The 13,517-nt window shown below is 33.0% G+C and carries 4 protein-coding genes; all 4 read left to right on the top strand.

Features of this window, described 5'->3' with window-relative positions:
• Window positions 1-267 precede the first annotated feature (267 nt).
• From MKX57_RS14000 to MKX57_RS13985, 4 genes are read left to right on the top strand one after another with little or no spacing between them, the layout of a single operon-like run.
• The gene (locus tag MKX57_RS14000; protein WP_043990493.1) at window positions 268-990 is read left to right on the top strand and encodes a 4'-phosphopantetheinyl transferase superfamily protein; all 723 of its coding nucleotides are present in this window, start codon (window positions 268-270) and stop codon (window positions 988-990) included.
• Window positions 983-8,380, top strand: coding sequence for a condensation domain-containing protein (locus MKX57_RS13995; RefSeq protein ID WP_342550365.1), 7,398 nt, complete (start codon window positions 983-985; stop codon window positions 8,378-8,380). Before MKX57_RS14000 ends, MKX57_RS13995 begins: the two co-directional genes overlap by 8 nt.
• Window positions 8,377-9,690, top strand: a complete 1,314-nt coding sequence (locus MKX57_RS13990) for an MFS transporter (protein WP_008178539.1) — start codon at window positions 8,377-8,379, stop codon at window positions 9,688-9,690. The genes MKX57_RS13995 and MKX57_RS13990 overlap by 4 nt, the downstream gene beginning before the upstream one ends.
• Window positions 9,668-13,516 carry a beta-ketoacyl synthase N-terminal-like domain-containing protein gene (locus MKX57_RS13985; protein WP_239355157.1) on the top strand — a complete coding sequence of 1,283 codons (3,849 nt, stop codon included), beginning with the start codon at window positions 9,668-9,670 and terminating at the stop codon, window positions 13,514-13,516. The genes MKX57_RS13990 and MKX57_RS13985 overlap by 23 nt, the downstream gene beginning before the upstream one ends.
• Window position 13,517: the final 1 nt, after the last annotated feature.

The following is a 13,517-nucleotide window of genomic DNA, read 5'->3' as shown; positions in this document are numbered from 1 at the left end:
ATATGGGTAGAATCCTTTTTTTTTGTGATTTTTTAAAGTGTTAACAAGACGCTATGGAAATACTCGTAGACTAAGAATAATGAGTGTTAAATATAACTGAATTGGTATTTTTTATAAATTTTGGTGGGTAATTTATTGACTATTTATTCCATGGTGTTTAATATTATAAATGGAAAATAGCTTTATTTTTACAAGTTAATATCCTTTATTGTAATTTTAAGGAATTATCACTCTGAGGTTATGAATAAAATTTTGGGGGCGTGATATGTGATAGAAATTTGTTTAATTAAAGTACCTGTACATATTTCAAATTATTCTGAACTAATGAATTTTGTATGTACAAGAAAAGCAAGAAGAATAGAAGCTTACTTAAATAAAATAGATGCATATAGGTCCTTACTATCCGAATTGTTGATGAAATATTTATTGATGAAGTATTTGAAATGTCATCCTTCCGACATAAATATCCAAACGAATACATATGGGAAGCCATATTGTATCAATGGGGATTATGAATTTAACATTTCTCATTCAGGTGAATGGGTTATAGGTGTCATTGGCAATTGTGATGTAGGAATTGATATTGAAGAAATGAAAGATAATTACGAAGACGAAATAATTAAAAATTATTTTTCGAGTATAGAATACGCTTCGTACAATCAAACACCAACTGAAATGAAAAAAGAACGTTTTTATGACTTATGGACTTTGAAGGAAGCTTTTGTGAAAAATATTGGACTAGGTTTAAGCATTCCTTTAGATTCTTTCAGCATTGAGACTAGTCATAATGAAATTTCAATTGTACAAGATATTAGTCCGTATCCTTATTATTTCAAGCAATATAACTTGATTAATGGTTATAAAATTTCCGTATGTAGTAAAGTAAATGTATTTCCATCAGAGCAACAACTAAAGATAAAAGAGTTTTCGGCCTTAGAAAAAATTTTTTTGAATAATCTAATATTAGAGGAGGATAAATATTATGAGTAAATTAATACCTCAAGTTTTAAATCTTCTTAAAAATAAGGAACTAACAAAAGACGCAGCGAAGCAAATCATTGAATCGGTGAATGAAATTAAAAGTGAGTCTAAACCGAAAGTGGATAAAAAAATTGCCATAATCGGCATTTCAGCAGAATTACCCGGTGCTAAAAATTTTGATGAATTTTGGAATGTTTTAAGCAATGAACAGGACAAAATAACAGAATTAAGTGATAGTAGGAGATCGTTGTGTGAGGGGTTCCTTGTTAATAATATGGAAAAACTTAAAATTTCAAAAGAGAAGCCGTTTTGGGATGCAGCGTGGCTAGATGAAGTTGATAAATTTGATGCTGGATTTTTTAATATTTCAGCTGCTGAAGCAAAAGTAATGGATCCACAACAGCGTAGATTTCTTCAAATCGCCTACCAATGTTTTGAAGATGCTGGATACGCAGGGAGTCGAATAAAAAATTCAAATACCGGTGTTTACATTTCAGCAGCTATGACCAATTACTCTGAAGGATTGGCTGAATTCACACCATTAAGTGTTCCAGGAAATATTCCTGCTTTTACGGCTTCAAGAATTTCTTATATTTTTAATTTAAAAGGACCGTCTTATGTTGTGAATGCTACCTGTGCCTCCTCCATGTTGGCAATTCATGAGGCCTGTGTGGGTTTAATGAATAATGATTGTGAAACGGCATTAGTCGGCGGTGTTAATATTTTCCCTTATCCAATAAATAGTGAAAAACTGTTTATGAATGCTGCGGGTATTATGTCTGAGCAACAAAAGTGTAAACCTTTTGACGACTCAGCTAGTGGGATAGGAAGAGGAGAAGGGGCAGTAGCCCTGTTATTAAAACCTTTAGATCAAGCAATAGAAGATAATGATAATATCCACGCTGTTATAATTGCCTCTAAGGTAAATAATGATGGGACTTCAGCGGGTATTACGGCGCCAAATCCTAAAGCACATGCGGATTTATTAGCTGAAACATGGGATTTAGCGGGCATTAAGCCTGAGCAAATTGACTACATTGAAGCGCATGGCACAGGTACTCATTTAGGTGATCCTATTGAAATAAAAGGCATTCAAGAAGCAGTTGAACGAAGTAATAACGATAAACAATTCTTACCAATTGGTTCTGTGAAGGGAAATATTGGCCATTTACTTGATGGAGCTGCAGGTTTATCGGGTGTAATCAAAGCGCTACATGTAATAAAAAAAGGAGTAGTTCCACCTACAATAAATTTAGTTGAACCAAATACACATATTGATTTTGTAAATTCGCCAGTTTTTATTCCGACAGTACCATTTAACATTAAAGAGAATAAAAAAGAAAATGAACCTATTATAGCTGGTGTAAGTTGCTTTGGCTTTAATGGTACAAATGTTCATTTACTATTAGAGGGAGCTCCAACGAAGGCTGAAATTCATAACAAAGATCATAAAAGAAAAGCATATGTCATTCCTTTTTCAGCAAAATCTGAATTATCTTTGCGAGGTACGATTGAACATTTCTCTAATTTATCTGGGGATACGATTAATCTAAGTAATTTAGCATATACGATGTGTACAGGTAGGGAGCATCATGAAATAAGATTAGCTATTATAGCTGAGACAATGGACGATCTAATAGGTGCCTGTAAAAATTTAGTCAATCTTGATATGACTAATTGGGAAAAAATTATTGATATGACAACCGATGACGATAACACTATCAAAAAATTAGCAGAAAATTTTATTACAGGTGAAAAATGTAGTTGGCATAAACAATTTCAGGATGAGAATAATCATAAAATTTCTTTACCTACATACTACTTTGATGAAAAATCTTATTGGTTACAGAGTGATGCTAGCGTAAAAGCTATAGAGGTAAAAGGAAAAACAGCTCTTGAAGAAATCATTAGTTTAGCGGAAATAATCTTAGAAACTGAGAATATTAAGCAAACGGATAGTTTTATTTCAGTAGGTGGAAACTCTCTTTCAGGACTACAATTTGTTACCCGTTTGAAAAAACAATTTAATAGGGACTTTGTCTTAGATGATGTATTTCTTACATTTGAACAACTAAGTAAACAAGTAAACAATGAACATTCAGAATCGACAGAGGTCATACCTCAAATTAGTGTAGAAAACCATGAATTTCCATTATCATATGGTCAAAACAGATTGAGCATTATAGAACAATTAACAGACCAAAAAATGGTTTACAATACTCCATTTATTTTTAAAGTTAACGGGTTAGTTGACATTGAGAGGTTACGCCAAACATTTGATGTACTTTCACAAAGACATGAATCTTTAAGAACAGTATTTGTAAAGCATGAGGATGGAAATAAACAGAAAATACTGCAAAAACCAAACTATTTATTTGAATACAAAGATTTCAGTATAGAAGATAACGCAGAAGCAAAAGCAATGGATCAACTAAATCGTTGGAAAGAAACTCCGTATGATTTAGAAGCGGGACCACTTTTAAGAGTATTTGTGTATAAAACAGAAAAAAATAAAAGTCTGTTTGCTTTAATGATGCACCATATTATTGTAGATGGCTGGTCATTATCACTATTATCGGATGAACTTTTCACTTTGTACAATAGTAGTAATAATGAAACCTTGCCGGAAATAGAAAATACGTATGTAGATTTTGCTGCATGGCAACGTGAAAATATAGAAGGTGGTAGGTTTAAACAACATGAAGATTACTGGCTTGATACATTAAGAGGAAGTCTACCTATTACAGAAATAACGGGCGATAAATTAAGACCAAGCACTTTCCGATATACTGGAAGGCTTACAAGATTTGATATTAGTGCTAGCTTAGCAGATAAATTAAGAGCTTTTGCAAATACAAATGAAAGTACATTATACATGGTTTTAGTGTCGAGTGTATTTAAACTAATTAATCAGATGACTGGTGATACAGATATGGTGATCGGTACACCTGTATCTGGAAGAGTAAATGAAGAACTGGAAAAAATCATTGGTTTATTTACGAATACTATCCCATTAAGGGTTAATTACGAAGAACATGATAATTTCCTTACTTTATTAAGAAATGTTAAGACCATGTTATTGGATAGCTTTAAACACCAAGAATATCCTTTCGATTTATTAGTGGAGAAGTTAGATTTACCTCGGGATACTAGTCGTTCACCTTTATTTAATATAAACGTGGCACTTCAAAATTTTAAATTTAAAAATACGACGTCAGCTTTTGATGAAGCAGAATTAACACCTATTCTTTCTGAACACAAAACTAGTAAATGGGATCTTGAATTCGAATTTGTTGAATTACCAAATGGAGAGCTATTCTGTAATCTTGAGTATTACGACGGTGTCTATTCATCTAGATTTATTGATTCATTAATTGAAACGTATTTAAAAATACTAGATATGATTTTACATGAGCATGAATTAACTAATATTGATGTAGAAAAAAGTAAAAGTGCTATAAATGGTCAATTTGTCGAGGATGGCAAAAACTTTTTAACTACTATATTAATGATGGCAGAAAAGAACCCACAAAAAACAGCATTGAAAGATAGCGCAGGTTCATTAACATATCAAGAGTTAGTAGATAGAAGTAAATCAATAGCAGAAAAATTGTTGAACAGCAACAGTGAAGTTAAAAATGCTGTCATTATTTCTGACAATAATAGAACGGCTATTTTAGGTATTTTATCTTGTTTAATGAGTAATGTCACATTTATACCTGTATCACCTAAAAACCCAAGAGCTAGAATTGAATCTATTATCAAACAAAGTCAAGCTAACTTTATTATTTCGGAAAAGAAATTCTATTCCTTGTGTAATAGGCTGTTATTTGAAAATAAGAATATTCAAACGGTTATGGTGTTAGGAGAAACAGATTTAGATCAGTGTGCTGTTGTTGATTCAAGTGATTTAATGAACGAATCATTGTGGAACTATTTTGCAGAAGGACAGAAAACAGAAATAGAGGCTAGTGGTTGGAATAGTAGTTATACAGGTGAAGCTTTCAGTGCCTTAGAAATGCAGGAGTATGCGGAAAACGCAGTAAACAAAATAAGAAAGTATTTACCTCAAGATTCAAATGTATTAGAGCTTGGCTGTGGCTCAGGTTTGACAACATTTGCACTTGCTCCATATACAAAAACGTATACAGCTATGGATTTATCTTCCTCTATTATCGAGAGAAATAAACAGATTGCTCAGAAATCTAACTTTAGCAATATTAAATTTGACATTTCGAAGGCTCATGCCTTTAAGAAGTTTGAAACAGCATTAGATGCAGTTGTCATTAATAGTGTTATTCATTGTTTCCCAAGCTATGGCTATTTAAAGGTAGTCCTTCAAAAAGCTATTGACTCTTTAAAAGAGGGCGGAATAATTTTCTTGGGGGATTTATTAAATATTGATACAAAAGATGAATTTGTCTCTTCTTTACAAGCATTTAAAGAAGAAAATATGGATAAGAATACTAAATTAGATTGGGATACAGATTTATTTATTAATGAAGAAATTTTAAAAGAGCTTCTCAGTGATGTAGGAGCAGATATACAAATTGAATGTTCGGAGAAGACATACACTGTAAGCAATGAGCTCAATCAATTTAGATTTGATGCTGTGATCATTGTTAAAGATAAGGGCGAAAAATATAAACGAAGCAGCTCTAAAAATATGCTAAGTGAAGGTATTCATCTAGATAAGCATGTGGAAATTGAGTTAAATTCTTTTGCTAAAACTTCCCCTGCATATATTCTCTTTACATCTGGAAGTACTGGAAAGCCAAAAGGTGTAGTTGTTTCAGGTAAAAATCTTAATAATTATTTAAACTGGGCTACTGCATACTATTCACCTACTGGAAAATCGTTAGATATGCCATTTTTCACTTCCATATCTGTCGATTTAACAATTACTTCAATGTTTATTCCATTGATAACGGGCGGAAAAATCATTTGCTGTGAAGGGGAAATCGATCAGGCTTTTGAAAGTGTAGCCAAGATAAAAGAAACCATAACGATAAAGGGTACACCTAAACAGATCCAATATTTAATTGAGGATGAGAGATTTGCACCAAATGTAGAATGCTTCATTCTAGGGGGAGAAGCTTTAGATATAACTTTATGTAAAACGTTGAGAGATCAATTCCCTCATGCTCGTATCATTAATGAATATGGGCCAACTGAGGCTACTGTTGGAACGATTTATCATGAAGTAACAGAGGAAGATTTACACTCAGATTATATTCATGCGCCAATCGGATTACCGATTTATAACACGTCTGTTTACATTTTGAATAATCAGAATCAGCTAGTCCCTTCATACGGGGTTGGAGAAATCGTATTAAGTGGTGAGAGTGTTGCCCTAGGCTATTTGGGAGAGCCTAATTTAACTAGAAATAAGTTTATAGCTAACCATATTAATCATTTACAATCAGGATATTTATATAAGACAGGGGATTTAGGACAAGTATTGCCGAACGGTAAAATTGTTTGTTATGGACGGAAAGATAATATGGTTAAAATTCGAGGCCACAGAGTGGAACTCGAAGAAATCGAAAGATATTTGCGAGAAATTCCAAGTATTAAAGATGCCGTAGTTAAACTATATAAAAATGAAGATGGTGAACAGCTTTGTGCTTACTTAGTCAGTCAACAAGAGATTAATCAAAGGGATTTTGAAAAACATCTTTTACGATATTTACCAGAATCATTAATTCCAACGTATTATCAAAAAATAGAACAAATTCCAATGTCTAATAGTGGAAAAGTAGATAGACTTTCACTGCCAAGTCCTGAATTATACGACGATAGAATAGTTCAGATAGATGATATTAGTAGTTTGACAGAGATTGAAAGAGAATTGCTGTCCATACTAAAAGGGATTTTAAGTGACCGTCAATTTAACATTGATTCTGATTTCTTTAAAATTGGAGGGGACTCCATCAAGGCATTAAAGTTTATCTCAAAGGCAAAGGAAAAAAATATTAATTTGAAAATTGACCATATCTTTAATTGTAGAAGTATTCGAAAAATAGCTATGAACACTACTAAAGAAATGGACATTCAAAAAGAATGGCAGGAATTAAGTTCTAAGGAGATTCCACTTGCTCCAATGCAAAGATGGTTCTTCCAACAAACATTTAAACATGCCCACTATTGGAACTTATTAATGTCAGTAGAACTGCCTAAGAAAGTGGATATAGCTGCTTTAGAAAAGTCTTTCCAATCAATTATTTCGGTTAATGAGAGCTTGATGACATGGTTCGATGTGAACGAGAGCAAACCAAAGGCTTTTGTTGAACCAAGCTTAGTAAACACATTTAAGCTCATTGTGAAGGATCTAAAATTAACACCTCCGGGTAGGCTAAAAGAGGAAATTGAGAACATTCAATTCCAATTACAAAATAACTTTAATTTTGGAAAGGTATTACCAATAGGAGCAGTAGTGTTCCTAACAGCTAAGAAGCCTATTTTGACATTCTTTATTCATCATCTAGTTGTTGATGGAGTTTCATGGAGGGTTTTATTAGAGGAATTAGAAAATAATTATTTAGCTATAGTAAATGGCGAAGATAAAATCAGCTTCCTTATGACGCAGTTTTCTGATTGGATAGGAGAATTATATAAAAAAGAATTACACACGAATCATTCTTATTGGGAAAATATAGATGTGGAAAATGTACATCCATTATGCATTCAGCCTGTCAGAAAAGATTATCTATTTAAGGATCGATATCATGTAACCAAAACTCTGAGTGAGGAAAGTACAAAGCAATTTTTAAATGCTAGAGAACATTCAGAAATTTATAAACCTGATGTTTTGATTGCAGTAACATTTGCTCAAGCGTTTAGTCAACTATTCGGTCAACAAGATGTGTTATTTAACTTTGAAGGGCATGGACGAAATAGTCGCCAATCAGCGTTAGATCTTAGTAGAACAATAGGTTGGTTTACTACGATGTATCCACTACAGGTGACAATTAATACGCTAGAAGAAATGCTTTACACAGTTGGACAATCATTGAGCGAAATAGGCAGTGGATTGGACTTTATGATAGCAAGATGGATCAAAGAAAATAACAACATTACGCATATTCAACCATCCATATTGGTCAATTATTTAGGGGATTTTGATAACGATATTAGTACTTCTACAAATAGTAAAAATGGAGGGGACGGGGTGCTACAATACTCCTCAAATCTTCCTCAGGCTCCTGCTATTCATCCTGATAATGAGCTTTCTAATATTTTGGAAATAAACATCTTTATTTTGGATGGAAAACTTAATCTAAGCTTAGAGGTAGATACACAAGTTATTAGTAATGAAAAAGCTCAACTTCTCTTATCAAAATTTGAAGAAGCTTTGGTTGAATGTAGTGGAAATGCAAAGGAGCCCCAAAATACATGATAACTTCTTTTAGCAAACAAACAAACAGAGGATTTACAATCTTTTTAATGGTTGTAGCTACTCACTTTATATCTTTATTAGGTTCTTCTGTTGCAAGGTTTGGGCTTGGTGTCTGGGCTTACCAAAGTACAGGTCAAGTATCTAGTTTTGCGGTCGTTTTAGTTGCAGGATTTCTTCCAGCGATTGTGTTATCGCCTTTTATAGGAATATGGATAGATAGGAAAGGTCCACGATTATTAATATTATTAGGAGATATTATTGGACTAATTATTTCTTCAATAATTTTCTCCTCCCTTTTATTAGGGAATATAAGTATGGTTCATGTAATTGCAGGTGCTATATCGCTTTCGATAGTTAGCTCAATGCAAACGCCAGCATTACAAACATTAGCACCTAATCTAGTGCCTAAAGAAATGTTATCAAGAGCAAATGGTGTATTTTCTATGGCATCATCGACTAGTGATGTTCTGGGTCCTGTAATTGGTGGTGTAATAATGGGGTTTGGAAGTATTGTCTATATCATTGGTGCAGAGCTAGTTACTTATTGTATTGCTATTCCTATTCTCTTAATACTTTGGACAAAATTAACTGTAAAAGTGAACAATGACAATGAAGATAGCCATGAAAATAACTCCATTTTAGGTGATCTAAAATATGGTTTCAATTATTTAATCGAGCATAAATCTCTTCTAACTTTAGTGCTATTATTCACGGTTTTAAATTTTGCACTAGGGTTCAATCAAGTAGTTGGACAGCCATATATATTGAGCTTTGGAACTGTTGAACAATTTGGCTTACTAAGCTCTATATATGGCGGAGGAATGGTATTAGGCGGGGTACTAATGTCATTCATCAAGCTGAAGAAGCACATAATATGGTTAGTACTGATTTCCAATTTTGGTATCGGTGTATTTATAACGCTAACAGGGTTATTCAATAATATGCTGCTAATTGCAGTTTTTTGGGGTGGTTTAGGGTTATTACTGCCAGTGGTTAATACAGGTACACTCACTTTAATTCAACTCCATACAGAACCCAAATTATTAGGAAGAGTTTTTTCAATTGCTAGAACATTCGCTTGGATTTCATTACCCCTCGCTTATATTCTAGGAGGAATACTTGCTGATAAATTAGTTGCCTCAAACGTAAATATTATCCCTTATTTAGGTAGTGGAGAACGAGGAGTGTATGGGACGCTACTCTTACTAGCTGGAGGCTTAATTATAGTAACTGTGGCAATTTTCGCTCAACTAAAATACATTAAAGAATTGGATAGGAGAGAAGAAAATGATGTACAGCACAATGTCTAAAAAAATATTAAGTTTAGTAGAAGAAAATAAATTAGATACAAATTTAGCATTAAATTTACTAGATGAAATAGAAAAAGAAACAAGTGAACCACTCGCAGTTGTTGGTATGTCTTTAAGATTTCCCAATGTCTCCAATCTGGATGATTTATGGACAGGTCTTATAAATAAAAAGGATTTTGTGACTGAATTTTCAAAAGAGCGTTTTGAATTGATTGTTAATTCTAATCCTAAATTACATGAATTGTATAGCCATTTGAAAAATAATATAACAAATGATCCAAGATCTTATGGCTCATGGCTATCTAGCATTGAACAGTTTGATCCTGAACAATTCGGATTGAATGAACATGAAGCTCAATTTATGGGGCCAGCAGAGCGTCTGTTTTTACAGGTGGCATTAGAGTCCTTATACATGGCAGGTTACAAGGAAAATCATCTAAAGGATTCAAATACTGGCGTATTTATAGCACACACACCTCATCCTGCATTTGATTATTTAAATTTATTTGAAGAAAAAGATGAACGAGCTTTTATTTCAAACATACCTGCTAATCTGGGCTATCATTTATCATATGCATTTGATCTTAAAGGTCCAGTTATGACCATTAATACGAGTTGTTCGTCTTCTTTAGCTGCTGTTCATGTTGCTAAAAATGCGCTTAAGCAGGGGGATTGTAACTTAGCAGTAGTTGCGGGAGTGAATTTGAATTTATTTCCGTATTGGGAAGAGGAAGCACCTGATTATGTTGTAAGGAGCACAAAATATAGATGTTCACCATTCGATGAAAGTGCAGATGGGATTATCGGAGGTGAAGGTGTTGCTGCTATTGTTGTAAAGAGATTATCTGATGCTATAAAGGACAACAATCACATTCATGCTGTGTTAAAGGGTTCGAGTATAAGTAGTGATGGTGCATCAAATGGAATGCAAGTCCCTAATCCTGACGCACAATCTAAAGCAATAATGGATGCTCTGGACGATGCAAAGTTATCATTTAATGATATTGATTTTGTTGAGGCACATGGCGCAGGGACTCAAGTAGGTGATTTACTCGAAGTAGAGGGGCTTAAAAAGGCCTATCTACAAAAATCAACTAAGACAACGGAATGTCAATTAGGCTCAATTAAGTCGAATTTTGGCCATATGGGTGATGCAGCAGGTATTGCAGGATTAATAAAAGCTGTACTATCCATAGAAAAAAGAACAGTTCCTGGTCTTAATCATTTTGCAGCAGAAAATCCTAAAATAAACTTCAAAGAAACGCCGTTCAAAGTTAGCTCAGAAAATAAAACGTTTGATGAACATAAAATTTTAAGCGCAGGTGTGAATTCTATTGGCATAAGTGGTACGAATGTTCATGTCATACTGGAGGAGTATCGACACAATAAACAGGAGCAATTAACTGAAAAATTGACACCATTGTTTATTTCAAGTAAAACTCGTAGAGCGCTTTGGGATCAAATAAAAACCTTAGCTATTCATCTTAAAAATAATGAAAATTACAGTATTCAAGATTTAGCCTATACATTCAATAATAGAAGAAGCCATGAGCAGTCTAGAGTATGTATTTTTGCAAGCAATTGTCATGAACTACTTCGAAAAGTCGAAAGATTATTAAATGTAAGAACATTTGAAAAGGTACCGAGGAATTTTTATACACAAGGTATATTTTTAGCTGATGAACATGAAACGAAAGTTGATAGTATTAAAAATTTAGATGAATTTACCGCTACATCTCCAGCAGATAAAGCACTTATTAAGCGATATCTAGAAGGTAACAATATTATGGAGGAGTGTCGCGAATTATTTAAAGATGGGAAGTTACTACCGTTACCAGTCAGTATTTTTAATACAAAAAGAATATGGCCATCTAGTAAAGAGACATTCCGAAATCAGACGAAAGACCTGTTCTTTGAGAAAAAATGGTTACATTATCCTCATGATAATGAGACTACACATGAAGCATTAAAAGAAGGAACGACTTGGCTATACTTTATGAATAAAGATGATGAAAATATAGTTGCACTAAAGAATAGAATGACTGCTTTAGGTATAAAAATAATTGAAGTACTTGAAGCAGATAAATTTGTGCAATATACACCTGAACAATATGGTATTGACATCAATTCTGAAAAAGATATGTATAAGCTGTTTGAAAATATAGGTCTGGAAGAATTAAGAAATTTAAAAGGGATTATCCACTCTTACACATTTAAGCATTTAGATGAAACAATGGAATCAAAAGAAAATATGGAAAAATCCCAAGAAGAAGGTATTTTCTCACTATTCAATATAACAAAAATGTTATTAGAGTTTGAGGTGACACATCCAATTCAATTAAATGTCATATCATCATTAACTGAGCAAGTTAAGAACAATGAAAAAATAATTCCTGCTAGGGTAACAACCTTTGGCTTAGCGAAAGTTATCTCGCAGGAACAACCGACTATTTCATCCTACTCTATCGATCATGATTTGGACGGAAGCTCTCAAGACATTGCTTCCCAATTATTAAGAGAGTTACAACAAGATAAAGATCATAGACCAGAATTAGTGGCATTTAGACAATCAAAAAGATATACAAAAGTTATTGAAAGACAAAGCGATGACTTTAATGGCAATGAAATTATAGTAAGAGAGAATGGAAATTATGTTATTGCCGGTGGTACAGGATATTTAGGTGTTCAATTAGGAAAGTTTTTAAGTGAAAAGCAAAACGTCAATATCATTTTATTGGCTAGAAATTTATTACCAGACCGAATGGAATGGGAAAAAATTATTGAGAATAATCAAGAAGAAGATGACATGTTGATTTATAAGCTGACGTCAATTATGGAAATTGAAAGTCGAGGTTCTACAGTTACAATCATGGAGTGTGATGTGACTGAGGAACACGCTGTTAAAGAAACGTTTGCGAAAATTAGACAAGATTTCGGTGAAATCAATGGTGCGTTTATGTTGGTCAAACAACTTTACCATCTATGGATAAAAGAGTTAAAGCTTAGTCAATTCAAAAAAGGCATTCATAACAGAGTAATCGGCACCTATTTAGTAGAAAAGGAATTAAATCCAGAACCATTAGATTTCTTTATACTATTTTCTTCAATCTCTTCTTTAATGGGAACGAAATCTGCAAGTGAATGCTGCGCTGTGAATCAATATTTAGACTCAATGGCTGGGTATTTGAATCAAAAAGGAATAAAAGGTAAAACGATGAACTTTACGTTAATACTAGATAATAAAAAAGATTTTGGAAGTGATACGGCCATACCTCCGATTGATTTTGTAGATTTCCAAAATTCATTGAACTTATTCTTCAATAAGGGCTATGAATGGAGTCTAATTTCACGTTTTGATTTAGAGCAAGTCCATTATCTTAAACCAGTCATTAAAATCCCATTTGGTGAGAGTTTCTGGAGCGAAGTAGAGCACTTTAATCATTCAAAAAATAATCAAAACGAAAGTATTTCAATGGAAGAAGAAGTAGTGAAAAGTGAGTTTACACTATCTGAAATTGAAGCAAGTATACGTGAAATTTGGAAAACAGTTTTAGGCATTTCAACTATTAAAGAAATTGATAATTTCTTTAGTTTAGGAGGAAGTTCTTTAAGTGCTCTAAGATTTGTTCATTTATTTAAAAATAAATTCATTGGTTTAAAATTTGAAATCTCTGATTTATATAGCAATCCTACATTCCAAGACCAAATTGTATACTGTGATCATTTTTATAACGCTAAAGATGAATTAAGCGATATTCTAGATGCATTTGAAAGTGATGATATTTCATCAGAAGAGGCACTGTCTCTATTATTGAATAAGCATTGAG

The organism is Lysinibacillus sp. FSL M8-0216, from assembly GCF_038595555.1.
GTDB lineage: Bacteria > Bacillota > Bacilli > Bacillales_A > Planococcaceae > Lysinibacillus > Lysinibacillus fusiformis.
This window is presented reverse-complemented; position numbering and strand designations above follow the sequence as displayed.

Coding starts and splice junctions, on each gene's coding strand:
- MKX57_RS13995 (WP_342550365.1), top strand. CDS start 983: ATGAGTAAATTAATACCTCAAGTTTTAAATCTTCTTAAAAATAAGGAA.
- MKX57_RS13990 (WP_008178539.1), top strand. CDS start 8,377: ATGATAACTTCTTTTAGCAAACAAACAAACAGAGGATTTACAATCTTT.
- MKX57_RS13985 (WP_239355157.1), top strand. CDS start 9,668: ATGATGTACAGCACAATGTCTAAAAAAATATTAAGTTTAGTAGAAGAA.